This is a genomic window from Mycobacterium sp. 852002-51152_SCH6134967, from assembly GCF_001667105.1.
GTDB lineage: Bacteria > Actinomycetota > Actinomycetes > Mycobacteriales > Mycobacteriaceae > Mycobacterium > Mycobacterium neumannii_A.
In genome coordinates, this window is the sequence record NZ_LZIK01000068.1 from 388350 (window position 1) to 412892 (window position 24543).

At 65.4% G+C, this 24543-nt stretch carries 25 protein-coding genes, 3 tRNA genes and 1 pseudogene; 13 read left to right on the plus strand and 16 right to left on the minus strand.

Annotated features, from left to right (window positions below; all coding sequences use genetic code 11):
- Positions 1 to 12: 12 nt before the first annotated feature.
- Positions 13 to 930 carry an alpha/beta fold hydrolase gene (locus tag A5790_RS23000; protein ID WP_066849618.1) on the plus strand — a complete coding sequence of 306 codons (918 nt, stop codon included), beginning with the start codon at positions 13 to 15 and terminating at the stop codon, positions 928 to 930.
- Here the strand turns inward: A5790_RS23000 and A5790_RS23005 are convergent.
- Entirely contained in the window at positions 911 to 1507 is a 597-nt protein-coding gene (locus A5790_RS23005) for a TetR/AcrR family transcriptional regulator (RefSeq protein WP_064400169.1), read from the minus strand. The two genes, A5790_RS23000 and A5790_RS23005, sit on opposite strands and share 20 nt — an antisense overlap.
- 103 nt (positions 1508 to 1610) lie before the next feature.
- Between A5790_RS23005 and A5790_RS23010 the strand changes: the two genes are divergently transcribed.
- The 7 genes from A5790_RS23010 (at position 1611) to A5790_RS23040 (ending at position 10329) form a co-directional block, all read left to right on the plus strand.
- On the plus strand, positions 1611 to 2609 hold the full coding sequence (locus tag A5790_RS23010) for an oxygenase MpaB family protein (RefSeq protein WP_066849856.1): 999 nt from the start codon (positions 1611 to 1613) through the stop codon (positions 2607 to 2609).
- 165 nt (positions 2610 to 2774) lie between these two features.
- Complete coding sequence (locus A5790_RS23015) at positions 2775 to 4142, plus strand: AarF/ABC1/UbiB kinase family protein (RefSeq protein ID WP_066849620.1); 1368 nt, start codon at positions 2775 to 2777, stop codon at positions 4140 to 4142.
- A complete protein-coding gene (locus tag A5790_RS23020; RefSeq protein WP_066849622.1) occupies positions 4143 to 5045 on the plus strand; it encodes an alpha/beta fold hydrolase in 903 nt (300 codons plus the stop codon).
- A 124-nt stretch (positions 5046 to 5169) separates the two neighbouring features.
- Positions 5170 to 6039: a cyclopropane mycolic acid synthase family methyltransferase gene (locus A5790_RS23025; protein WP_066849624.1), complete on the plus strand. Its 870-nt coding sequence runs from the start codon at positions 5170 to 5172 to the stop codon at positions 6037 to 6039.
- 145 nt (positions 6040 to 6184) lie between these two features.
- Positions 6185 to 7081, plus strand: coding sequence for a cyclopropane mycolic acid synthase family methyltransferase (locus A5790_RS23030; protein WP_064400173.1), 897 nt, complete (start codon positions 6185 to 6187; stop codon positions 7079 to 7081).
- Positions 7082 to 7142: 61 nt separating this feature from the next.
- Positions 7143 to 7442, plus strand: coding sequence for a hypothetical protein (locus A5790_RS23035; protein ID WP_066849627.1), 300 nt, complete (start codon positions 7143 to 7145; stop codon positions 7440 to 7442).
- 121 nt (positions 7443 to 7563) lie between these two features.
- The gene (locus tag A5790_RS23040; protein ID WP_066849629.1) at positions 7564 to 10329 is read left to right on the plus strand and encodes a LuxR C-terminal-related transcriptional regulator; all 2766 of its coding nucleotides are present in this window, start codon (positions 7564 to 7566) and stop codon (positions 10327 to 10329) included.
- A 3-nt stretch (positions 10330 to 10332) separates the two neighbouring features.
- On the opposite strand, the gene A5790_RS23045 is transcribed toward A5790_RS23040, so the two are convergent.
- The 15 genes from A5790_RS23045 to A5790_RS23115 all read right to left on the minus strand — a co-directional run bounded on the left by A5790_RS23045 (position 10333) and on the right by A5790_RS23115 (position 20617).
- Positions 10333 to 11760, minus strand: a complete 1428-nt coding sequence (locus A5790_RS23045) for a bifunctional dTDP-4-dehydrorhamnose 3,5-epimerase family protein/NAD(P)-dependent oxidoreductase (RefSeq protein ID WP_066849631.1) — start codon at positions 11758 to 11760, stop codon at positions 10333 to 10335.
- A gap of 13 nt (positions 11761 to 11773) precedes the next feature.
- Complete coding sequence (rfbB, locus tag A5790_RS23050; protein ID WP_066849633.1) at positions 11774 to 12772, minus strand: dTDP-glucose 4,6-dehydratase; 999 nt, start codon at positions 12770 to 12772, stop codon at positions 11774 to 11776.
- Complete coding sequence (gene rfbA, locus A5790_RS23055) at positions 12772 to 13641, minus strand: glucose-1-phosphate thymidylyltransferase RfbA (protein ID WP_066849635.1); 870 nt, start codon at positions 13639 to 13641, stop codon at positions 12772 to 12774. The genes rfbB and rfbA overlap by 1 nt, the downstream gene beginning before the upstream one ends.
- Positions 13642 to 13712: 71 nt before the next feature.
- Positions 13713 to 15521, minus strand: coding sequence for a PE-PPE domain-containing protein (locus A5790_RS23060; RefSeq protein WP_066849637.1), 1809 nt, complete (start codon positions 15519 to 15521; stop codon positions 13713 to 13715).
- Positions 15522 to 15748: 227 nt separating this feature from the next.
- Positions 15749 to 16462 (minus strand): 50S ribosomal protein L1, encoded by a 714-nt coding sequence (rplA, locus tag A5790_RS23065; RefSeq protein WP_064400180.1) that lies wholly within the window; start codon positions 16460 to 16462, stop codon positions 15749 to 15751.
- Between the two features lie 101 nt (positions 16463 to 16563).
- Positions 16564 to 16992, minus strand: coding sequence for a 50S ribosomal protein L11 (rplK, locus tag A5790_RS23070; protein ID WP_059101294.1), 429 nt, complete (start codon positions 16990 to 16992; stop codon positions 16564 to 16566).
- Positions 16993 to 17078: 86 nt separating this feature from the next.
- On the minus strand, positions 17079 to 17903 hold the full coding sequence (gene nusG, locus A5790_RS23075; RefSeq protein ID WP_066849641.1) for a transcription termination/antitermination protein NusG: 825 nt from the start codon (positions 17901 to 17903) through the stop codon (positions 17079 to 17081).
- 41 nt (positions 17904 to 17944) lie between these two features.
- On the minus strand, positions 17945 to 18358 hold the full coding sequence (gene secE / locus A5790_RS23080) for a preprotein translocase subunit SecE (protein ID WP_066849644.1): 414 nt from the start codon (positions 18356 to 18358) through the stop codon (positions 17945 to 17947).
- A gap of 75 nt (positions 18359 to 18433) precedes the next feature.
- Positions 18434 to 18506, minus strand: a tRNA-Trp gene (locus A5790_RS23085).
- Between the two features lie 216 nt (positions 18507 to 18722).
- Positions 18723 to 19286, minus strand: coding sequence for a (3R)-hydroxyacyl-ACP dehydratase subunit HadC (gene hadC, locus A5790_RS23090; protein ID WP_066849647.1), 564 nt, complete (start codon positions 19284 to 19286; stop codon positions 18723 to 18725).
- Between the two features lie 2 nt (positions 19287 to 19288).
- Entirely contained in the window at positions 19289 to 19717 is a 429-nt protein-coding gene (gene hadB / locus A5790_RS23095) for a (3R)-hydroxyacyl-ACP dehydratase subunit HadB (protein ID WP_066849650.1), read from the minus strand.
- A complete protein-coding gene (hadA, locus tag A5790_RS23100) occupies positions 19704 to 20180 on the minus strand; it encodes a (3R)-hydroxyacyl-ACP dehydratase subunit HadA (RefSeq protein ID WP_066849653.1) in 477 nt (158 codons plus the stop codon). The genes hadB and hadA overlap by 14 nt, the downstream gene beginning before the upstream one ends.
- Before the next feature lie 51 nt (positions 20181 to 20231).
- On the minus strand, positions 20232 to 20399 hold the full coding sequence (gene rpmG, locus A5790_RS23105; RefSeq protein WP_059101288.1) for a 50S ribosomal protein L33: 168 nt from the start codon (positions 20397 to 20399) through the stop codon (positions 20232 to 20234).
- 38 nt (positions 20400 to 20437) lie between these two features.
- Positions 20438 to 20511 (minus strand) — tRNA-Met (locus tag A5790_RS23110).
- A gap of 33 nt (positions 20512 to 20544) precedes the next feature.
- Positions 20545 to 20617, minus strand: a tRNA-Thr gene (locus A5790_RS23115).
- 133 nt (positions 20618 to 20750) lie between these two features.
- On the opposite strand from A5790_RS23115, the gene A5790_RS23120 reads away from it, so the two are divergent.
- The 5 genes and pseudogenes from A5790_RS23120 to A5790_RS23135 all read left to right on the plus strand — a co-directional run bounded on the left by A5790_RS23120 (position 20751) and on the right by A5790_RS23135 (position 24465).
- On the plus strand, positions 20751 to 21611 hold the full coding sequence (locus A5790_RS23120) for an NYN domain-containing protein (RefSeq protein WP_066849655.1): 861 nt from the start codon (positions 20751 to 20753) through the stop codon (positions 21609 to 21611).
- A 34-nt stretch (positions 21612 to 21645) separates the two neighbouring features.
- The gene (locus tag A5790_RS23125; protein ID WP_066849657.1) at positions 21646 to 22359 is read left to right on the plus strand and encodes an MBL fold metallo-hydrolase; all 714 of its coding nucleotides are present in this window, start codon (positions 21646 to 21648) and stop codon (positions 22357 to 22359) included.
- Positions 22360 to 22505: 146 nt separating this feature from the next.
- Positions 22506 to 22571: pseudogene (locus A5790_RS26425) on the plus strand (DUF2510 domain-containing protein); the annotation flags it as partial.
- Between the two features lie 39 nt (positions 22572 to 22610).
- A complete protein-coding gene (locus tag A5790_RS23130) occupies positions 22611 to 23222 on the plus strand; it encodes a DUF4352 domain-containing protein (protein ID WP_066849660.1) in 612 nt (203 codons plus the stop codon).
- A 190-nt stretch (positions 23223 to 23412) separates the two neighbouring features.
- A complete protein-coding gene (locus A5790_RS23135; RefSeq protein WP_066849663.1) occupies positions 23413 to 24465 on the plus strand; it encodes a DUF2235 domain-containing protein in 1053 nt (350 codons plus the stop codon).
- Positions 24466 to 24543 lie beyond the last annotated feature (78 nt).

Sequence of the window (24543 nt, forward strand, 5' to 3'; positions counted from 1 at the left end):
AGAAAGCTGAGCATGCAGGTTCGTAGCGGCACCGCGGTATGCGGGGACGTCGGCATCTTCTACGAGGATCTCGGCGACCCCGCGGATCCGCCGGTGCTGCTGATCATGGGTGTCGGGGCGCAGTTGCCGATGTGGCCGGACGGGTTCTGCGCGCGGTTGATCGACCAGGGCTACCGGGTGATTCGCTTCGACCACCGCGACACCGGATTGTCGACGAAGCTGGACGGACAACGCGCCGACGGGTCGGTGTATCCGCGGGTGCTGCGGTATCTGCTGGGCCGCGCCAGTCCGGTGCCGTACACGCTGGTCGACCTGGCCGACGACGCGCGCGGGCTGCTCGACCATCTCGGCATCGACTGCGCGCACGTCGTCGGGGCGTCCATGGGCGGGATGATCGCGCAGGTGCTGGCGGGCCGCCATCCTGAGCGGGTGGCATCGCTGGGACTGGTGATGACGAGCGCGGGGACGCCGTTCTCGTCGGTACCCGCTCTGCGGGTGATCCGGCTGGCGTTCGGCGCGCCCGCCCGCGACGCACCACTCGAGCAGCGACTGGCCCACGAGGTCCGCAACGTGGCAATCATCAACGGGCCCAACTTCTTACCGCCCGCCGAGCAGCTGCACCGCCGGGTGCGGGAGCTGCGCGAGCGCAGCGACTACCCGCAGGGCATGCTGCGTCAGTTCGATGCAATCCTCGGCACCGGCAGCCTGCTGCGCTACACCCGTCGCATCACCGCACCGACCGTCGTCATCCACGGCACGAAGGACCCGCTGGTGCGACCGCGCAACGGCCGCACCGTCGCACGGGCCGTCGACGGCGCGCGCTACGTCGTCGTCGATGGAATGGGGCACGACCTACCCGAACCGGTGTGGGGTCCGGTCGTCGGAGCGCTGACCGAGAACTTCGCCGGACCTACCGCAGCACCTGACTGACGGCGTGCTCGACGACCGCGTCCAGATCGGTCCCCAGCCTGCCCGCCAGCCACTGTTGAGCCAGCTCGGCCATCGCACCGGTGTACATCGCCGCGCCGACCTGGGCGGCGACCGAGTCGGTATCGGGCTGTAACCGCCAGCCCTCGGTGAGCACGCCTTCACGCAACAAGTCCTGTGTCGCCGCACGCCGGGCCGCCAGCACCGGGTTCGACCGCGCATCGGTGAACAGCACCCGGCCGCGGCGCGGGTCCTGGGAGCTGAAGCCGAGCACCGCGGCGATCCCGGCCCGGGTCCTGGCCCGCAGCGATTCGCCTGCCTGCGACATGGCCCCTTCGATCGCTTCGGCCAGTTGGGCGCTCACCTGGTCGTAGACCGCCCCGAGCAGGTCGTCGGTATCGGCGAAGCTCTCGTAGAAATACCGTGTGTTCAGCCCACATTCGCGGCACACCGACCGCACCGACACGGCAGCCTCGCCGCCATCGCCGAACAGCCGGAAGGCGGCGTCGATCAGCTGCGCTCGGCGCTCGGCGCGGCGGTCCGTCAGCGGCACGCCCGCCCATCGGGTCGGACTGGACACGACCCCAGCGTAGGCGCCATCACGTCCACTCTGGTCACATACGTGACCAAAATGTATTCTGGCTACAGCCGTAACCAGAGTTTGGAACCGAGGAGCCGACGTGATTCTGCTGCCGCACCAGTTCATCGGAGAGGCGCTCAACCAGCGCTTCGACAAGGACATCCGGCGCAATTACTTCCGCGGTATGGAGTTCGCCGCGCCGGTGGGCGATCCGGGCTGGTTCGGCCCCGGCAGCGCGGTCTGGCACGTGCACTCGCACATGCAGGCGCTGATCTTCGGCCTGCAGTGCGCGGCGTTCATGGAGCGGCTGGATCCCTCGATCTACTGGATGGGCATGCACCACTCACGGCTGGTCAAGCGCGACTCGAAAACGGGGATCGCCGTCCCCGAGATCGACCCCAAGGGCGCGGTGGTACGTCTCGGCCACTCGATCGCATTCTTCATCGGCACCGCCTACGGCTCGACCGAGACCGCCGAGCGTCTGGCGAAGGCCGTCCGTTCGATGCACCACACCATCAAGGGCACGCGCCCCGACGGCGCCCGTTACGACGCCGACGACCCGGACTGGTTGCGCTGGAACTACGCCACCGTGGTGTGGGGCCTGGCCACCGCGCATGAGCTTTACCATCCGAACCCGTTGCGCGGCAACAAGATCGATCGTTACTACCGCGAATTCGTGCGGGTCGGCCACGCGTTGGGCGGCACCGACCTGCCCGAGACGAAGGCCGAGGTCGCCGACTGCCTCGAGTCCTATCTACCGCGGTTGGCCGTCACGCACGGCACGGCGCTCGCCACGGGGCCGGGCCTGCCGCTGGCGCAGAGCGCGATCAACTGGGCCATCCGCGACACGATGCCGCGCTGGGCTAAGCAGTTGATCCAGCACAAGGACCCGCACATCCTCGAGCGCACCGCGCGCCGGGCGACCGTTTGGTCGGTGATCAACGGGCTGCATATCGCGCAGGGCCCGATACCGGAGTTCCGCCAGGCGCAGGCCAGGGTGGCCTCGGGCACCGATGTGCCGCACACGCTGCCGACATACCGGCTGGGCGACGACGAGATCCGCACGCGCGACGAGGTCGAGCGCAGTTTCGCCGAGGCATGAATCAGGCGCGAAATGGCATTCCAGCAGGAAAAGTGCGAGTAGCGGCCTGCTGGAATGCAATTTCGGCGCAACAGGGACCCCGCAACAGGGGGCCCGTAGAAGGCCCACTGTGAGCCGGTGCACAGGTTTTTACGGGCCACCGCGGATTTTGAGACACTGGCCGTTATGAGTGCCACGCGAAAGACGCAGCACCGCGACGTAGCCAAGCTCGACAGGGTCCCCCTGCCGATCGAGGCGGCCCGCGTCGGTGCCACGGGTTGGCAGATCACCCGTACCGGCGCGCGGGTCGTTTCGAAGATCGCCGGCCGCGGTTCGCTGCAACAGAAGATCATCAAGCAGGTCCCGCAGGCGTTCGCCGACCTGGGGCCCACCTACGTCAAGTTCGGCCAGATCATCGCGTCGAGTCCCGGCGCGTTCGGGGAACCGCTGTCCAAGGAGTTCCGCAGCCTGCTCGACCGGGTTCCGCCCGCGGACCCCGAAGAGGTGCACAAGCTGTTCGTCGAGGACCTCGGCGACGAACCCGCGAATCTGTTCAAGAGCTTCGACGAGAAACCGTTCGCGTCCGCGTCGATCGCCCAGGTGCACTACGCGACGCTGCACAGCGGTGAAGAGGTCGTCGTCAAGATCCAGCGCCCCGGCATCCGCAGGCGGGTCGCCGCGGATCTGCAGATCCTCAAGCGCGGCGCGCGGCTGGTCGAGTTCGCCAAGCTGGGTCAGCGCCTGAGCGCTCAAGACGTCGTCGCCGACTTCGCCGACAACCTGGCCGAGGAACTCGACTTCCGGCTCGAGGCGCAGTCGATGGACGCGTGGGTCGCGCACATGCACGCCTCCCCGCTGGGCCGCAACATCCGTGTGCCACAGGTCTATTGGGATCTCACCAGTGAGCGCGTGCTGACGATGGAGCGCATCCAGGGCACCCGTATCGACGATGTGAAGACCATCCGGCAGAAGGGCTTCGACGGCACCGAACTGGTCAAGGCGCTGCTTTTCAGCGTCTTCGAAGGCGGCCTGCGCCACGGGCTGTTCCACGGCGACCTGCATGCGGGCAACCTCTACGTGGACGACGACGGCAAGATCGTGTTCTTCGACTTCGGGATCATGGGCCGGGTCGACCCGCGCACCCGCTGGCTGCTGCGCGAACTCGTGTACGCGCTGCTGGTGAAGAAGGACCACGCCGCAGCGGGCAAGATCGTCGTGTTGATGGGCGCAGTCGGCACCATGAAGCCGGAGGCCCAGGCGGCCAAGGACCTCGAGAAGTTCGCGACACCGTTGACCATGTCGACGCTGGGCGACATGAGCTACGCCGAGATCGGCAAGCAACTGTCGACCCTCGCCGAGGCATATGACGTCAAGCTGCCGCGCGAACTGGTGCTGATCGGCAAGCAGTTCCTCTACGTCGAGCGCTACATGAAGCTGCTCGCACCGAAGTGGCAGATGATGTCGGATCCCCAGCTGACCGGCTACTTCGCCAACTTCATGGTCGAGGTCAGCAGGGAGCACGACACGGAACTCGACAGCGAGGTCCGCGGCTGAATGCAGGTCCGAACCGGATTCGCCAAGTCCGGCGATCTCGACATCTACTACGAGGACATGGGCGATCCGAACGACCCGGCGGTCCTGCTCATCATGGGACTCGGCGCGCAGCTTCTGATGTGGCGCACGGATTTCTGTGAGCGGCTCATCAACCAGGGCCTGCGGGTCATCCGGTTCGACAATCGAGATGTCGGCCTCTCCACGAAACTCCGGGGGCTGCGCACCGACGCCCCGCTGGTGCCGCGGATGCTGCGCTCGCTGCTCGGGATGAGAAGCCCGGCCGCATACGCACTCGAAGACATGGCCGATGACGCGGCCGCCCTGCTGGACCATCTCGAGATCGAGCGCGCCCACATCGTCGGCGCGTCGATGGGCGGGATGATCGCCCAGGTGTTCGCCGCCCGGCACAAACCGCGCACCCGGTCGTTGGCGATCATCTTCTCGAGCAACAACCAAACGCTGCTGCCACCACCGGGTCCGCGACAGCTGATCGCGATCTTGCAGCGGCCCAAGGGCAACACCCGCGAGGCGATCATCGAAAACGCCGTCCGGGTCACCAAGATCATCGGCAGCCCCGGCTTCCCCGCCTCCGAGGAGCGGCTGCGCGCCGACGCGATCGCGGACTACAACCGCTGCTACCACCCCGCCGGGATCGGCAGGCAGTTCTCGGCGATCCTGGGCAGCGGCAGCCTGTTGCGCTACGACCGCGAGATCACGGCTCCCACGGTGGTGCTGCACGGCAAGGCCGACAAGCTGATGCGCCCGTCAGGAGGACGCGCGATCGCCAAGGCCATCGCAAACGCCCGGCTGGTGCTGTTCGACGGTATGGGTCACGAACTGCCCGAGCCGCTGTGGGACGACATCATCGGGGAGCTCAAAACCGTTTTCGCCGCAAATATTTGACGTCGGCGCAAGCGTTCCTCGGGTGGCCAGCAAGCACGGTTGCGCGTACATTCGTCCCGAGTGCTTCCGGGCTTGAACTGTCACAGGCGACGCGAGCTCTGATTCCGCCCAGAAAGGCACACCAGTGGCTGCAACACGCAACTTGACGCCGCACTTCGCCGACGTGCAGGCGCACTACGACCTCTCCGACGAGTTCTTCCGGCTCTGGCTGGATCCGTCCCAGACCTACAGCTGCGCCTACTTCGAGCGCGACGACATGACGCTCGAGGAGGCTCAGCACGCCAAAGTCGATCTCGCGTTGGGCAAATTGCGCCTTGAACCGGGGATGACGCTGCTCGACGTCGGCTGCGGTTGGGGTTCGACGATGATGAGGGCCGTCGAGAAGTACGACGTCAACGTCGTCGGCCTCACCTTGAGCGAGAACCAGCACGCCCACGTCGAGAAGGTCTTCGCCGGATCCGACAGCCCGAGGTCCAAGCGGGTGTTGCTCCAGGGCTGGGAACAGTTCGACGAGCCCGTGGACCGAATCGTGTCGATCGGCGCGTTCGAACACTTCGGCAGGGACCGCTGGGACGACTTCTTCACCATGGCCCACCGCGTGCTGCCCGACGACGGGGCGATGCTGCTGCACACCATCACCGCGCTCACACTTCCGCAGATGGCAGAGCAAGGTATGCCGCTGACGTTTTCGGTGGCCCGGTTCGTGAAGTTCATCCTCACCGAGATCTTCCCGGGCGGATACCTGCCGACGATCGAGCTGGTCGCCGAGCACGCCGAGAAGGCGGGCTTCGAGTTGACCCGGCGACAGAGCCTGCAGCCGCACTACGCGCGCACGCTTGACTGCTGGTCAGCGGCGCTGGAGACGCACAGGGACGAGGCGATCGCCATCCAGTCCCAAGAGGTCTACGACCGCTACATGCACTACCTGACCGGCTGTGCACACGGCTTCCGCGTCGGATACATCGACGTCAACCAGTTCACGCTCCAGAAATAGCCCCCGCCTCCCACAAATTGCCGCCGGAGTGGCGGCACGCCGAATTAGGGTTCGGCAACGGCCGACGATAGGGTGTCGACCAGATCATCACGTGACGACGTGCAGGTCCGCGTCACGTCATTGGGAAAGGCCAAGCAGGGGAAATATGTCTGACAACTCAACCGGCACGAAGGATATGCGGCCTCATTTTGAGGACATCCAGGCGCATTACGACCTGTCGGACGACTTCTTCGGCGTGTTCCAGGACCCGACGCGCAAATACAGCTGCGCATACTTCACCGGCCCGAACGTCACGCTGTCGGAGGCGCAGATCGCCAACGTCGACCAGCACCTCGACAAGCTCGACCTCAAGCCGGGTATGACCCTGCTGGAGGTGGGCTGCGGGTGGGGCCTGACGTTGCAGCGTGCGATGGAGAAGTACGACGTCAACGTGATCGGGCTGACCCTGTCGAAGAACCAGCAGGCCTACTGCAACCAGCTGCTGAGCAAGCTGGACACCGAGCGCACCTACGACGTACGCCTCGAGGGCTGGGAGCAGTTCCACTCCCCCGTCGACCGCATCGTCTCCATCGAGGCGTTCGAGCACTTCGGCTTCGAGCGCTACGACGACTTCTTCAAGACGTGTTTCGACATCCTGCCCGACGACGGCCGGATGACCATCCAGAGCAGCGTCGGCTATCACCCGTACGACCTGGCCGCACGCGGTAAGAAGCTGACCTTCGAGATGGCCCGCTTCATCAAGTTCATGATCACCGAGATCTTTCCCGGCGGCCGCCTGCCGACGACGCAGATGATGGTGGAGCACGGCGAAAAGGCGGGCTTCCAGGTGCCCGAGCCGCTGTCGTTGCGTAACCACTACATCAAGACGCTGGGCATCTGGGCCGACCGCCTCGAGCGCAACAAGGACACCGCGATCGCGGCCGCCGGCGAGGAGAACTACGACCGGTACATGCGCTATCTCAAGGGCTGCCAGTGGTACTTCATCGACGAGGGCATCGACGTCAGCCTGGTCACGTATCTGAAGCCCGGCGCAGCCGCGTAAGGGACGAAACGTAGGGAAATACCTGATTCGCCCGGCGTGAGGAGTCGCTACCGTTCGACAGATGAGCGGGAGTCGGGAATCCGCGTGCTACCTGGCTGAATGGTATCTGCCCGAGCTCACTGAGCAATCCGTCGAGGACCTCGTCGCACGTCTTGACGCCGCGGCCGCCGTCGCCACTGGCGAGGGCACTCCCGTCGAGTTGCTGATCACGCTGGCCGTACCCAGCGACGAGGTGCTCTACGGCGTCTTCGGCGCCGGCTCCCGAGAGATCGTCTCCCGGACCTGCCTGGCCGCCGGTGCACCACACCAGCGGCTGTCCGCTCCTGTGGGCACCCGGATACGGCGCCACCACCGCGCTTGACGTTGCCGGACACCTCCGCACTCCTTGGCTCTGCCTATTAAGCGCTCCTCTTAGCTGCATATCGGCGGCCCACGACTACTGCGCCCTCATATGTCAGCGGGATATCCTCGATTTGCTGTCGATGAGGGGTGTGGTTCTGGTGTCCGGCGTAATCGAGCGTCCGGCCGAATTCCGGGCGGTCGGCGATTTCCTGGAATCCGCCGACAGCGCACCATGTGCACTTGTCATCGAGGGAGAGGCCGGAGCCGGCAAGACCACCCTGTGGCTGACGGGTATCTCTGCGGCCCGTCAACGCGGCTTCCGGGTGCTGACGGCGCGCGCCGGCCAGGCCGAGACGACTCTCGCGTATGCGGCCGTCGCCGACCTCTTCGGCGACATCCCCTCTGAGGTCTTCGCCGGCCTGCCGGACGTGCAGCGCCTGGCTGTGGATCGCGTGCTGCTGCGCGCCGACGGCGACGGCCCGCCGACAGATCAGGGCGCGGTGGCGGCGGCCTTCGCCGGTGCCGTCGAGCACCTCTGCGGCGACGGGCCGGTGCTCATTGCCATCGACGACGTGCAGTGGCTGGATCCGTCCAGTCAAGCCGTCGTGACCTTCGCCGCCAGGCGGTTCAGCGGTTGCGTGGGCGTGCTGGTCACCGAACGCACCGAACACGAGGGCGCCGGCGCGGCGAGTTGGCTGCAGGTAGGCGACCCGTCCGGTGTCCGCCGGGTGCACGTGGGTCCCTTGAGTCTCGGCGGGCTGCACGCCCTGATCTCGGCGCGGCTCGGCCGAACCTTTCCTCGCCCGACGATGGTCCGGATCGCCGAGATCTCCGGCGGCAACCCGTTCTACGCCCTCGAGTTGGCGCGCGCGATCGACGCGGGCGATTCCCAGTCGGTGTTGCCCGCGACGCTCGCGGAGTTGATGCGCAGGCGCATCGGTCGGCTGGAACCCGAGACGCAGATCCTCCTGCTGGCCGCCGCATGTGAGGCCGCTCCCACCGTCGACCTGTTGGCTCGCGTCACGCACAGCACGGGCGATCGCACCGCCGAACTGCTGGCCGAAGCCAGAGACAAAGGCATCCTGACCATCAGCGGTGACGCCGTGGCGTTCTCGCATCCGCTGTTGGCGCGCAGCGTGTACACCGATGCCAAACCGAGTGCGCGACGCGCCATGCACCGGTCGCTGGCCGAGGCGGTGGTACTCGACGAGTCCAGAGCCAGGCATATGGCACTGGCCGCCGCCAGCGCCGATCCGGCCACCTTGGAGGCGCTCGACATCGCCGCCGATACGGCGGTGGGGCGCGGTGCGCCCGCCGCGGCCGGCGAATTAATCGAGCTGGCAATCGGTCTCGGCGGTGATACACCGACGCGGCGGATTCGCGCGGCCGACCACTACCTGCACGCCGGCGATCTGGAGCGCACCCGCTCGCTGCTCGACGGATTGACCGAGCGTATTCCGAGTGGCGTGCACCGAGCTATGGCGTTGAACTTGTTGGCCAGCATGCGGATTCAACACAACAGCTTCACCGACGCCGTTGTCCTGTTGGAACAGGCGCTCGACCACGACGAGGGCGACCGCGAGGTCCGGGTCCGCACCTTGCTGCTGCTGGCGTATGCGCGCCTCAACGCGGGTGAGTTCGGGGCAGCGCTACAGAGCGCGGAACGGGCGGCCGCTTACGCGGAAGACATTGGGATCGCCGACCTCACGAGCCAGGTTCTGGCCGTGCGCACCAACATCGCCTGCATGTGCGGTCGCGGCGTCGACTGGTCGGGCATCGACCGGGCCTTGGCACTGCAGGATCTGAGCAGCGACGCGCCGATCGCGTTCCGCGCCAGAGCCAACCACGCCTTGCTGCTGGCGTTCGTGGGGCGCTTGGACGAGGCGATGGACCAGATGGCCTTCGTGCGTCAGGGCTGCGTCGAGCGAGGCGCCGAAACCGATCTGATCTTCGTCGCGGTGTTCAGCGCACTGATCGAGATCTGGCGGGGACGCTACGAGGACGCGACCCGCATCGCCGAGGAGACCGTGGAGCGGGCACAGCAACTCGGCGGTGAGCACATGCGCGTGGTCGCCAAGACCATCCAGTCCGCAGTCGCCGCGTATGCCGGCAGGGAGGGTGAGACCCGCGCTATCGCCCGGAAGGCGATCGACCTCGCCGAGCGTTGCGGTTCCCCCCGGCTGGCTGACTGGGCTTCGGTCAACCTGGCGTTCCTCGAGGTGTCGTTGGGCAACTACGAACAGGCGCTGCAGATCTTGCAGCCGCTGGTCGACCGGTTCCCGTTCCTGCCAGGCACGGAGATCATCACCGCGGGATTCGTCCCCGACGCGGTCGAAGCCATGGTCGCGCTCGGCCGCGCCGCAGAAACCGAGCCTATGGTCGAGGCGCTGGAGGCCAACGGGCGACTGTTGGACAGGCCGTGGATGCTGGCCATGGCCGCACGGTGCCGCAGCCTCTGGCTTGCCGCGCAAGGGGAGGTCGACGAGGCGGCCGATATGGCGAGACGCGCGCTCACGCACCATGAGCGCCTGCCGATGCCCTTCGAGCGTGCTCGAACCCTGTTGCTGCTCGGCCAGTTACAACGACGTCAGCGGCAGAAGGAGGCGTCGCGCACGACGATGACCGAGGCCTTGCACGCGTTCGAAGGCTTGGGGACTCCGCTGTGGGCGCAGCGGGCGCGCGCTGAGCTCGCGCGGGCCGGCGCGTCGAGCAACGGACATCTGGGTTTGACGCCGTCGGAGCACCGCGTCGCCGAACTCGCGGCGTCGGGGATGACCACCAAAGATGTGGCCACCGCGCTGTTCATCAGCCCCAAGACAGTCGAGACCAACCTCGCTCGCATCTACCGAAAACTCGGAATCAGATCACGGGCCGAACTCGGGCGCGTCTTCGGCGAGAACCTCTGACGCTCAGGGTGTTTCGATGGATTCGTGCCGAACGTAGTTCACCAGAGAGGAGTCCGCGTCGGCGGGTTCGAAACCGACCGACTGGATCTTGGCGAGATCGAGGACGCTGTTAGCCGGTCGAGGCGCGACGAGCTTCGTTGCGTCGGCGAAGTACTGCTTAGTCGTGACATCGGTGATCCGGCCCGGGTCGTGACCGGCGAGTTCGAACGTCCGCCGCGCGATGTCGGCCCACGTGCTCACCGTCCCCGAACCGGTGACGTTGTAGACGCCGTACGGGGCGTGCGTGTCGGTCAGATGCCGGATTGCCCTTGCGATTTCCGATGTGAACGTCAGGCGGCCGCGTTGATCGTTCACGACGGAGGGATTCACCCCGCGGTTGGCGAGGGAGAGCATCGTGCGCACGAAGTTGTTCCCGTCGCCGATCACCCATGAGGTCCGAATGATGTAGTGCCGGTCCACCGTTGCCACGACGAGGTCACCGGCGGCCTTGGTTTGGCCGTACACGCCAAGTGGCGACACTGGATCGTCCTCATGGTATGGCTCGGAGGCGTCGCCGTCGAAGACGTAGTCACTGGAGATGTGCACCAGCGTGATGTTGTTGTCGGCGGCGGTACGTGCCAGCGCGGCGACTCCGGCGACGTTGGTGGACCACGCCGCCGCACGGCCTTCCGGCGTTTCGGCTGCGTCCACACCCGTGAAGGCGGCGGCGTTGATGATCGTCTCGTATTCGCGCCAGCGGCGCGCGGACTCGATGCCGGAGGCGGTGAGGTCGACGTCGGCGCGTTCGGCGAATTCGACACCGGGGGTACCGGCGTACGCCTCGCGCAGCGCCCGGCCCAGTTGACCACCGGCGCCGAGAACCAGGGTCTTCCGTGGCGGGATGGGCTTGACGTCCGCCAGACGCGGGTTCTCGCGATCCTTCGCCGACAGCTCCGCGCGGTCCAGCGGGATCGGCCAGTCGATGGCGACGGTCTCGTCGGCGAGGTTCACCGAGGTGTACTGGGCATCGGGCGAGTAGTGATCGTTCACCAGGTAGATATAGGCGGTGTTGTGCTCCAGATTCTGGAATGCGTTACCGACCCCCCGAGGGACGAAAACCGCTCGCGACGGGCCGATTTCGGCCGTGAAGGTGGCACCGAACGTGGGGCCGTCACGCAGGTCGACCCACGCGCCGAAGATCCGGCCGGTCGCGACGGAGATGAACTTGTCCCACGGCTCGGCGTGAATTCCGCGTGTGGTGCCCGCACTCTCGTTGAGCGACACGTTGTTCTGCACCGGCTTGAAATCGGGCAAACCGAGCGCGACCATCTTCTCGCGCTGCCAGTTCTCTTTGAACCATCCCCGGTTGTCTCCATGCACGGGCAGTTCCCACACGACCAGCCCCGGGATGGGAGTCGTCAAAGCGCGCAGGGGCTTACCGAAATCAGTCACAACTGGGCCTTCTTCACTGACCCATCCGAGCGTAAAAGCTCTCGGTGGCGTCTTTGGCGGGGGCCCACCAGTCTTCGTGGTCGCGGTACCACTGGATCGTTGCGGTCAGACCTTCTTCGAAGTCTTGGTACTGCGGTCGCCAACCGAGTTCCTCGCGCAGCTTGGTCGAGTCGATGGCGTACCGCAGGTCGTGGCCCGCTCGATCGGTGACGTGGTCGTAGGCGTCGGCGGGCTGACCCATGAGGGTGAGGATCGACTCGACGACGGTCTTGTTGTCCTTCTCGCCGTCGGCGCCGATCAGATACGTCTCACCGATACGTCCCTTGTCGAGCACGGTCAGCACCGCAGACGAGTGGTCGTCGGCGTGAATCCAGTCCCGCACGTTGCGGCCCTCGCCGTAGAGCTTGGGGCGGATTCCCCGCAGAACATTCGTGATCTGTCGCGGGATGAACTTCTCGACGTGTTGATAGGGCCCATAGTTGTTGGAGCAGTTCGAGATCGTCGCGGCCACACCGAACGATCGAACCCAGGCCCGTACCAGCAGATCGCTGCCGGCCTTGGTCGACGAGTACGGAGACGACGGGTTGTACGGCGTCTGCTCGGTGAACCGGCGCGGGTCGTCGAGCTCCAGCTCCCCGTACACCTCGTCGGTCGAGATGTGATGGAAGCGCGTGCCGTGCCTGCGCGCGGCCTCGAGCAACGTGAAGGTGCCCGCGAGGTTGGTGTGCAGGAACGGCTCCGGGTTGTCCAGCGAATTGTCGTTGTGCGATTCGGCGGCGTAGTGCACGACCGCGTCCACCGACGCGAACAGCTCGTCGACCAACGGGGCATCCGCGATGTCGCCGTGCACGAACGTCATTCGGTCGTCGGGCAGTCCCGCGAGCGAGGCGCGGTTGCCCGCGTAGGTCAGCTTGTCGAGCACGGTGACTTGATGATCCGTGTGGTCGATGACGTACCGCACGAAATTCGAGCCGATAAAGCCCGCTCCACCGGTGACGAGGAGACGCGACATCACCGTCCCCTGTTCAGAAGGTCCAATAGATAGCCGCCGTAGCCAGACTTCATTAAAGGCGTGGCACGTTCCCGTAATTCGTCGTCGCTGATCCAGCCCTGCATCCAGGCGATCTCTTCGGGAGCGCCGATCTTCAGACCGGTGCGTCGTTCCATGGTGCGCACGTACTCGGCGGCGTCGGTCATCTGGTCGAAGGTGCCGGTGTCCAGCCAGGCGGTTCCGCGGGGCAGCACGTGCACCTGCAGCCGCTCCTGCTCGAGATAGCAGCGGTTGACATCGGTGATCTCGTACTCACCGCGGGCACTCGGCTTGAGGCCCTTGGAGATCTCGACCACGTCGTTGTCGTAGAAGTACAGACCCGGTACGACGTAGTTGCTTTTGGGCTGCTCGGGTTTCTCCTCCAAGGAGATTGCCGAGCCATTGTCGTCGAACTCGATCACACCGTATGCGGACGGCTCCGCCACCCAATAGGCGAAGATTGCGCCGCCGTCGATCGTGGTGAACCGTTTGAGCTGGCTGCCCAGCCCCGGGCCGTACAACAGGTTGTCGCCGAGCACGAGGGACACGTTGTCGGTGCCGATGAACGTCTCACCGATCGTGAAAGCCTGTGCCAGACCGTCAGGGGACGGCTGTTTGGCATAGGTGATCGACACTCCGAAGCGTGAACCGTCACCGAGCAGGCGTTCGAAACCGTCCGCATCGTGGGGCGTCGTGATCACCAGGATGTCGCGTATGCCCGCCAACATCAGCGTCGATAGCGGGTAGTACACCATCGGCTTGTCGTAGACGGGCATCAATTGCTTAGACACACCCAGGGTTATCGGATGCAGGCGCGTGCCGCTCCCGCCCGCCAAAATGATGCCCCTCACGAGCCCAATCGTGACACACAGCGCATTTTCGCTCGCAGAGAGACGCTGGTCCAGCAGCCCGAGCCTGCTCGTCAGGCTGCGGCCGGTTCGGAATCCTGCGAGTCGTCCGCGGCGCCGGCGCCTTCGAGGTCTTTCGCGGTCCCGTTCGGGTCGGTCTTGGTCGTGAGGCCCTCAGAGGGTTCGGGGCTCGCCGGGGTGATTCGTTGCACGCCGCCGTTATCGCCGTCCGCAGGCCCCGCGGCAGGCTTGTTCGGCGAGGCGTCCAGCGACACGCTGCGACCGTTGGCATCGATCCGGTTCTGTGCGGGATTCGTTGTGACCTCGGAATCCTTCTTGACGTCGGGGTCCTTCACGGCGACGACGACATTGCCGTCGGCGGGGTCGGTCGTCTTCTCGTCCGCGACTTCTTGGGCCACGATCGGAGTGGTTGCAAGTACGGGCCCCTGCGGCTCCTCGCCCTCGATGATCTCTCCTTCGGCAAGCTCCGTGATGACCTCGCCCTCGATCGCTCCTTCGACGACCGGCGTCCCGGCACCTTCAGTCAGCGTGAGATCCCCCTCGCTGTTGACGGTGAGCATCATCTCGTCGGCGTCGCCACGCGCGGCCAGCAGCCGCGAATCGTCACCCTGGTTTTCGTCGGCATCCGCCAGAAGCTTGGCTCCCGGCGGATCGCCCTGCTCATCCGCCGCAGCGGGAGGAGCGACCGGTGCCGGCACCGGATCGGGGGTGATCGTTATCGGCTTCGGCGCCAGCTCCGGGATGAAGTTGCCGAGGAAGTTGACCACACCCTGGAAAACAGCCGGAATCATCCTGAGCACCAGCGTGATCGGGTTGAAGAACGGGATCAGTCCGATCGGGGAATACTGCCCGAACGGGATGTTGCGGTTGTATCCCGTCTCTTCGATGAGCACCTCGAGGATGGGCTCCCAGAAATCTGCGATCGGCTTTCCGATCAATGGGATCGAGTGCAGCGGACGCACTATCGGTAGCACCTTCGGCCTGACGGTGTAGTACGTCGTGTCTCCGTACTGCTGAATCTGGACGAGATCCGGGTGCTTCTCGGGGTATGTGGTGAGCTCTTTCCATTCGGCGACGGTGTATCCGGCGGGGGTTTCACCGGGATCACTGTCCTCGTTGATCGCGAGATAGGTGCCGTGGTCGTAGTAGAAGCCCAAGACCGAATTGATGATGGCCAGCGGATTGAGCAGATACTGCGGGAAATCCGCGATGCCCTCCCACCGGATCGCCCAGTCCTTTGTCTTGAACGGCGTGTTGGTCGGCGTGGGCTGGCCGGTCGTCACATCCAGGATCGGGATGTGGCCGAGAAATCCGAACCGCGAGAGGATTCCGCCGTTCGGGCGATTCGGGTTGCCGATGTAGACGAACTCTATGGAGTCCGCATTATCGACCAGATCTTTCCACTGGCCGCTGGCGAACTGCATCTTCGAGATGGTGACCACGCGGGACCCCTGTGAATACCCGGCGATCACAATATCCCCGTCGTAACCGAGGCTCTCCATCGTCGTCAGCACTTCATTCAGGTTCTTCACGCCATCAGCGACGGACACGTCGAACTTTTCGCATCGACCCGGGTCGCACCAGCCCGGCAATGGAATCGGCCAGAACGATGCGAAGTAGTCGATACCGTCCAGCTGGCAGTTGTTGGCGACGGTGCAATCCGTGCGCTTCATGTAGTAGTCGCGGTAGTTCGGCATGTATTCGGTGACATCGTTCGCGTTCGGCGTTCCGGTACCCGGCACGATCAGCGCGGTCGTAGCGGCCAGACTGACCGCTGCCAACAGTGCGGTCGCGGCGCTGAGGACGGTAGCGCTCAGCAGGCCCAGCAAAGAGAGAAAGACGACCCGGATGCACTTACGCATGGGTCAACTTTCACATAGGCGCGGCGGCAGCGACGACAAAACCCGCGAAGTTCCCGGGGTAATTTCTGTCGGCCAGATACCTACCGGCCCAATGCGGCCGTCGCATCCCCGAGGTCGCTGACAGCAACGCCTAGCCCCCGCTTCCGGTTCGAAAAGCAGAGAACACGCTCGGGCATTCTCTGCTCAGTCGTCGGACGCCGCGGTGCAAACCCGCGAACGGGCGGCTTCTACGCTCCGGCTTCGGTGAAGTTGCGCGTCACCGACGGGTCGACCGGAATGCCCGGGCCGGTCGTGGTCGAGATGACGACCTTCTTGAGGTAGCGGCCCTTCGACGACGACGGCTTGGCCCGCAGGATCTCGTCGATCGCGGCGCCGTAGTTCTCCGCCAGCGCCTTCTCGTCGAACGACGCCTTGCCGATCACGAAGTGCAGATTGGCCTGCTTGTCGACGCGGAAGTTGATCTTGCCGCCCTTGATGTCAGACACGGCCTTGGCGACGTCGGGCGTCACAGTTCCGGTCTTCGGGTTCGGCATCAGACCACGCGGACCGAGAATGCGCGCGATGCGGCCGACCTTGGCCATCTGGTCGGGCGTCGCGATCGCCGCGTCGAAGTCCAGCCAGCCGCCCTGGATCCGCTCGATCAGGTCGTCGCTGCCGACGGCGTCGGCACCGGCGGCCTCGGCAGCCTCGGCCTTGTCGCCGACCGCGAACACCACAACGCGGGCGGTCTTACCGGTGCCGTTCGGGAGGTTGACGGTGCCGCGCACCATCTGATCGGCCTTACGCGGGTCGACACCCAGCCGGATCGCCACCTCGACGGTCGCGTCCTGCTTCTTCGATCCCGTCTCCTTGGCCAGCTTCGCTGCCTCTAGCGGCGTGTACAGCCGGCTGCGGTCGACCTTCTCGGCGGCTTCGCGGTATGCCTTGCTCGTCTTGCTCATCTGTTTCTCCTAGTTGCTGAGTTGTGGTCTGTGATGATTGCTCTTCGCGCGAGCGCTCATCGCCGGGCCGAAGCTGGCCCTCCCACGAAATTCCGGTCGAACTACTCGACCGTGATGCCCATCGACCGGGCGGTGCCGGCGATGATTTTGGCGGCCTGATCGATGTCGTTCGCGTTCAGGTCTTCCTTCTTGGTCTCGGCGATCTCGCGCACCTGATCCCAGGACACCTTGGCGACCTTGGTCTTGTGCGGCTCGCCCGAACCCTTCTGGACCCCGGCAGCCTTCAGCAGCAGCTTGGCCGCGGGCGGTGTCTTGAGGTTGAACGTGAAACTGCGGTCCTCGTAGACGGTGATCTCCACGGGGATGACGTTGCCGCGCTGGTTCTCCGTCGCGGCGTTGTACGCCTTGCAGAATTCCATGATGTTGACGCCGTGCTGGCCGAGCGCCGGACCGACCGGCGGGGCGGGGTTGGCCTGCCCGGCCTGGATCTGCAGCTTGATCAGCCCGACGACCTTCTTCTTCGGGGCCATGGTGTTGGTTGTTCCTCTCTCGGTTCTCTGCGACTTGTGCACACGTTGTTGCGCCGAGCGCTCCTAGGCGTGCACAGATCGCTGGCTTAGATCTTGGCGACCTGGTTGAAGGTCAGTTCGACAGGTGTTTCGCGGCCAAAGATGGACACCAGCACCTTGAGCTTCTGCTGCTCGGCGTTGACCTCGCTGATCGAAGCGGGCAGCGTCGCGAACGGGCCGTCCATGACGGTGACCGACTCGCCGACCTCGAAGTCCACCTCGATCGGCGCGCGCTCGATGCCCCCGGCCTCGGCGGCGGCTGCACCGGCCGCAGCGGCGGCCTTGCCCGGCTTCTTCGCCGCGGCGGGCGGCAGCAGGAACTTGACGACGTCGTCCAGCGACAGCGGCGACGGCCGCGACGTCGCACCGACGAAGCCCGTCACACCCGGTGTGTTGCGCACCGCCCCCCACGACTCGTCGTTGAGCTCCATGCGCACCAGGATGTAACCGGGCAGCACCTTGCGGTTGACCTGCTTGCGCTGGCCGTTCTTGATCTCGGTGACCTCTTCGGTCGGCACCTCGACCTGGAAGATGTAGTCGCCGACGTCCAGGTTCTGCACGCGGGTCTCGAGGTTGGCCTTCACCTTGTTCTCGTAACCGGCGTAGGAGTGGATGACGTACCAGTCGCCCGGCTTGGTCCGCAGTTCCTTCTTCAGCGCGACCGCCGGATCCTCTTCCTCGGGCTCGGCTTCAGCGGGGGCCGCCTCACCGGCCGCGTCGTCCGCGGTGGCCGCCTCGTCGCTCACGGCGTCACCGGCAACGTCGGCATCCTCGGTCGCCGGGTCGGTGGTCGCGTCGGTCGTCGCCCCAGTCGTTTCGTCGATCAGGTCAACGCTCTCGGCCGAAGGCGTATCGCCCTCGAAGCTAGTCACTTTTCAGTCCTCTCGAAATTCTCATCCGTCGCGCGTACTCGTCAGCCGAACACCAGCGAGACCAGCTTGGCAAGGCCGAAGTCGACGCCGCCGATCATGGCCAACATGAAGGCCAGGAACAGCAGAACCACGCCGGTGTAGGTGACCATCTGCTTGCGGTTCGGCCAGATCACCTTGCGCAGCTCGGCAACAACCTGCTTCAGGTAGTTCCAGACGAACAGGAAAGGATTCCGCGACGGCCCGTCGGCACGCTTCTTGGCGGCCTTCTTCGCGGTGCCCGACCCGTTCTTCGTGGGTGACGCCGCGGTGCCCGTGGACAGGTCGACCGCTTCGCTGGCGTCTTCGCCGGCGGCTGCCCGACGGGTCCGCTTGCCCGACGGGCGGGTCGGTCGGGTCACGACGGCACCGCGGGCGTTCTCGGTGTCGGAGCCGGCATCGTCGTGCTCGTCGCTCACCGCATGCTCCCTTGTCTGGTCATCTGGTTTGTGGGTCACCTTCCAGTGTCCACACTTGTCGAGTATTCAGTTGAGCAGGGGCGACAGGACTTGAACCTGCAACCTGCGGTTTTGGAGACCGCTGCTCTGCCAGTTGAGCTACGCCCCTTCAGAGTGGCACTGCGACAGGCCACCCGTTCGGGGCTCACACAATTCGCGCGCTCCCCGATCGGCCGATCTTCAAACCGACGGACAGCGCGCTGGACTGGGAAAACCCCGAGGACCGAGTGTAGCGCGCCACCCGTGGTAGTTACTAATCCACCGGCGAGCCGATCATGATGCGATCGACGAGCCGGTGATCACGCTCCGACCGGCAGGCCGGTCATCAAACAGATGCCTCGCCGTTCACGCTATCGCCGCCATCGGGATCCTCGGCGGGATCATGGACGACGGGCTTGCGCACGACCTGTCCCGTCTCCGGGTCCCAGCCGGCCGAGATCGAATTGTCGCCCTCGTGGCCCATCAGCGTGGTGAACGATTCCATCACGAGCTCGCCGTGTTGGTCCACCAGCTTGTTGCGGGTGGTGACGATGTCGGCGCCGAACCGTTCGTCGACGGTCAGGATTTCCATCGTGCCGGTCAGTTCGTCACCGACCTTGATCGGTCGATGGAACTTGAACTTCTGGTCGACCTGCACGATCTGCATCGTCTCGAAGCCGATGTCGTTGTGCTGAAAAAAGTGCCGCTGGATCATCACCGCGAAGATCGACATGAACGTCGGTGGCGCGATCAGTCCGTCGTGGCCGGATGCCTTGGCGGCCTCGACGCTGTGGCTCTGCGGATCGTGGGCCTTGACCGCGTTCGCGTACTGACGGATCTGCTCCGTGCCGACGACGTAGGGCTCCGGGTACTCCCAGACCATTCCCTTGATATCGATTTTCAGGGCCATGGCTACGCCAGCTTCGCGACGGCCACGGCGCGGCCGAAGATCTTCTTGCCCCCGGTGGTGGCCGACAACGCGATGGTCACCGTCTTGGTCTCGGGCTCAACGGATTTCACCCGTCCGTTGAAGACGATCTCCGCCCCGATGCCGTCGTTGGGCACCGGCACGACAGCGGTGAACCGCACGTTGTACTCGGTGACCGCCGCCGGATCGCCGACCCACTCGGTGACGTATCCGCCGCCCAGGCCCATGGTCAGCATGCCGTGCGCGATCGCGGTGTCCAGTCCGACCTGCTTGGCGATGTCGTCGTCCCAGTGAATCGGGTTGAGGTCACCCGACACCCCCGCGTAGTTGACGAGGTCCTGCCGCGTCAACGGAATCACCTTCTCGGGAAGCTCGTCGCCCTTCTTCACCGAGGCGAACTCACGCAGTGGCATCTGAAAAACCCTCTTCTCCGTCACCCGTCCGACCCGCCAGGGTCGTGAACGTCTCCTGCACGACGTCACCGGCTTCGTTGGTGACGATGTTCTTCAATACGACGATGTCGGTGCCGTGGGCCTGCCGCACAGAGTCCACCTGCACCTCGCAGTAGAGCTTGTCGCCCGCGAAGATCGGCTTGGTGAACTTGACCACCTGGTCGACCTGCACGATCTTGGCGTCTTTGATCCCCACGTTGGCGTGCTCGAAAAACGAAATCTGTGCCATGTATCCGAAGACGCTCATGAAGGTTAGCGGTGCAGGCAGGGCCTTGTGGCCGAGTTCGGCCGCGGCGCCCTCATCGAAGAATGCGCGATCGTCGTTTTTCACCGCGACCGCGTACTCGCGAATCTTCTCGCGACCGACGACGTAGTAGTCGGGGTAGCGGTATTGCATCCCGACGATCCGCTCGGACAACGACACAGTTAGTGAACCTACCTACCACCCTGGGCGACGCCTGCGGGCTGACTCGTCTTAGCGCGATTCCTTATGCGGCTGGTGCTTGCCGCAGTTCGGGCAGAATTTCTTGATCTCGAGCCGGTCCGGGTCGTTACGGCGGTTCTTCTTCGTGATGTAGTTGCGGTGTTTGCACACCTCGCACGCCAAAGTGATCTTCGGCCGTACGTCGGTACTGGAGGCCACGGTTCTTCGTCCTTCGTTTACGCGTTCGATGTTGCCTGTAGCGGTGGGGGGGCTCGATCCCCCGACCTCACGATTATGAGTCGTGCGCTCTAACCAGCTGAGCTACACCGCCCCGGGATCCGGGCGGATGTCCGCCCGCTCACCGAGCCCCCTAACGGAATCGAACCGTTGACCTTTTCCTTACCATGGAAACGCTCTGCCGACTGAGCTAAGGGGGCCTGCCTACTTCGCGGTTCGCGCACCGCGGCGCGAGCCTTAAAGAGGGTACATTCTCGCCGATTGCCGCGCCAAACCGCTGATCACCGCAACCGTTACAGTCCGACTCTAGTCGGACAGTGATAGGACGGAACAGTGACCGAACCCGGCGCGACCCGTGTCGCGGTGTACCTCGACTTCGACAACATCGTGATCTCGCGGTACGACCAGATTCACGGGCGCAACTCGTTTCAGCGCGACAAGGCTGCAGGCTTTCACAAGAATCCGGGTCGGCTGACGCAAGCGACCGTGGACGTCGGCGCAATCATCGACTACGCGTCGTCGTTCGGCACGCTGGTGCTGACCAAGGCCTACGCCGACTGGTCGACCGACGTCAACGCCGACTACCGCGACCAGCTAGTCGGGCGCGCAGTCGACCTGGTGCAGCTGTTCCCGGCCGCCGCGTACAGCAAGAACGGGGCCGACATCCGGCTCGCGGTCGACACCGTCGAGGACATGTTCCGGCTGCCCGATCTGACCCACGTCGTCATCGTCGCCGGCGACTCCGACTACATCCCGCTCGCGCAGCGGTGCAAACGCCTCGGGCGCTACGTCGTCGGCATCGGCATCACCGGGTCGATCAGCCGGTCGCTGACCGCGGCCTGCGACGAGTACGTCTCCTACGACGCGCTGCCCGGCGTTCCGGCGGTCAAGACGGAAACCCCGAAGCGGCGACGCACCAAGGCCGACGCCGAGCAGGACGCAGAACAGCCCGACCCGCAGGCCGCCGGGACCGCGCTGCTCGAGCGGGCGCTGCGCATCGCGCACGGCAAGGACGACTCCGACTGGCTGCACAATTCGGCGGTCAAGGCTCAGATGAGGCGGATGGACCCGTCGTTCTCGGAGAAGTCCCTCGGGTTCAAGTCGTTCAGCGACTTCCTGCGCTCGCACACCGACCTGGTCGAACTCGACGAGAGCAGCACCATCCGCATGGTGCGGCTGCGCAGCCAGGACTGAGCCCCGAAATCTGGACCCGGATACGCTGACGGTCATGGCTTCGGATCGGCTCTACTTCCGTCAGTTGTTGTCCGGTCGCGACTTCGCGGCCGGTGACATGATCGCCCAGCAGATGCGCAACTTCGCCTACCTGATCGGCGACCGCGAGACCGGCGACACGGTGATCGTCGATCCCGCCTACGCCGCAGGCGATCTGGTCGACGCGCTGGAGGCCGACGGCATGCGGCTGTCCGGCGTGTTGGTCACCCACCACCACCCCGACCATGTCGGCGGTTCGATGATGGGTTTCGAACTCAAGGGGCTCGCCGAACTGCTCGAGCGCACGAGTGTGCCGGTGCACGTCAACCAGCTTGAGGCCGACTGGGTTTCGAAGATCACCGGCATCGCGCGCAGCGAGCTCACCGCGCACCAGCACGGCGACGTCGTCAAGGTCGGCGACATCGACATCGAACTGCTGCACACGCCCGGCCACACTCCGGGCAGCCAGTGCTTCCTGCTCGACGGGCGGCTCGTCGCCGGTGACACCCTGTTCCTGGAAGGGTGCGGGCGCACCGACTTCCCCGGTGGCAACGTCGACGACATGTTCCGCAGCCTGCAGGCGCTGGCCAAACTCTCCGGCGACCCGACGGTGTTCCCCGGCCACTGGTACTCCGCCGAGCCCAGCGCCTCCCTGTCCGACGTGCGCCAGACCAACTACGTCTACCGGGCCAGCAACCTCGACCAGTGGCGCATGCTGATGGGCGGTTGACTTCGCCGGTACCGGGTCCGACGTGCGAAAAAGCGCCGGTCTGGGGGCTACGGCTACGCTAATCTCCCGTTTGCTCGGCGCCTATCGGGAGGACCGCTCGCGTGACGAGACCACCCACCCCCGCAGGCTGGTAACCCGACCCCGATGGCGCTGGCGGCCAACGGTATTGGGACGGTTCGACGTGGACCGAGCACCGTTCGCCGGGCCCGACGTCGCAGCCCGCAGAGCCGCCGTCGGCCATCGAACCACCGATGCGCGCCGAACCGCGCTCCAACGACAACCGCACACTGCTCACCCGCTACCTCGCCGTGTGCGGCGCCCTGCTGCTCGTGCTGATTCTCGCCCTCGCCTACGGGTTGTTCCGCGATGACAACGACGACGGCCTCAGGTCATTCACGACGACGTCGCCGCCTGAGACCGCCGGCCAGCCGACCACGACGGCCGAGGAACAGGCCGGCACTACCACGCCAGGGGCGCTGCCGCCGCTCGCCGGAGCGACCGTCGACGGAGTGCTGTCGTTCACGGTGGTCGACGTCGAGACCGGGACGACGGTTTCGTCGACCGAGGCCCCGGTGGAGAAGACCGCGACCGGTGAATACGTCGTCGTACGCCTGTCGGTGGTCAACGACGGCGACGCCACCGCGCAGTTCCTCGGCACCCTGCAGAAGCTGCACGCCGGAAACACCGTCTACTCCATCGACGGCGAGGCGACGTTCTATGTGGGCGGCGGGTTCGTTGAGATCCCGCCCGGCGCCGAGGCGCTGGTCGGCCTGGCCTACGACGCGCCGCCGGGCACGGTGCCGGAGTTCATCGAGGCGCATGCCGATCCGCTGAGCCCGGGTGTGCAGATCCCGTTGTCCTAGCGTTCCCACGACTGGAGGGCGCATCGACGTTCGGCAACTGTGCGCCGAACTCGGCCGACGGTTCGGCTCCTGACATTTTCGCAGGTGCCTACGGCATAACGGGTCCAAAGACACAAATTTCTGGACAAGTGGGCCGCGCGGGGGCAAACTTGAAGACCCTAGCGTCAATTTTTCGGGCCGGGGGGCCGCTATGAAGAAGCTAGTGCTGTGCTTCGACCGCACTCGTGGCTATCCAGAACCCCAACTGGCGACGAACGCGCATCGACTCTTTCATCTTCTCGACGACGTCCCCGAGCAGCTCACCTGGTATCACCCGGGAGCCACGCCGAACCCTGGAAAGACGCTGCGGCCCTTCAGGGCCGCCGCCGACGATGCTCGCGGTGTCATCGCCGAGGCTTATCGCTTCCTGGTCGACAGCTGGGACCCCGGCGACCCGATCTATCTGTTCGGCGTCGGTCGCGGCGGTTACTGCGCCCAAACCCTGACCCGCCTACTGGCCACCGTCGGGGTGCTTCCGGAGCTGATGGATTTCGTGCTCGGCGCGTATGCCCTGCCGCGGACCGGCCGCGACCAGCAGGACTGGACGCGCGTCACCCAAATCGCCTCCCGGCTGGAGCAGCAGCGCGAAATCCCCGTCCCCGTCCGGTTTCTGGGCATCTGGGACGCGGTGAGTATCCCGGGCTTGACGCGCCGGTCGATGCCCGCGCCGATGCCCAACGTCGAATCGGGCAGGCACGCTGTCGCGATCGACGGGCGCCCCGGCGAACGGTTGACAACCTCAGCGTCGAAGCGCATGGAGGAAGTCTGGTTCCGCGGCGCCCACTGCGACGTCGCCGGAGGACCGGGGGCCTGCACCCCGCTGGTCGAGATCAGCTTCGACTGGATGCTGGACGGGGCGCTGCGAGCCGGGCTGTCGATTGCCGACGAACGTATGGACACGCTGCCCACCCCCGGTCAGTACGACGCGCTCGCCGAGACCGCCCACACGATCTCGCTGCGCAAGCTCCCCGACAACGCGGCCGTGCACTCCAGTGTCGAGTTGTACCTGCGTGAGCATCCGCAGTATTGGAAGCGCTTACCGGCCCGCGTGAGGTGGTCGGACCTCGACTGGGCGGCACGCGGTGAGCGATTGGTCCACCCGAGTGATGCGACGGCCGAGAAACTGGTCGCCGACTTGGGGCTCGCGTCGTTCGGCGAGCTGGTCAGCAATACCGCGCAGCTGAGGCCGGCAAGCCTATTGTGACGAATTCCGCCGGTCACGGTTGTCGGTGACGGGCGCTCTTGTCGACGCGCACGCCAAAATAGCAAAGGGTGTGTGATC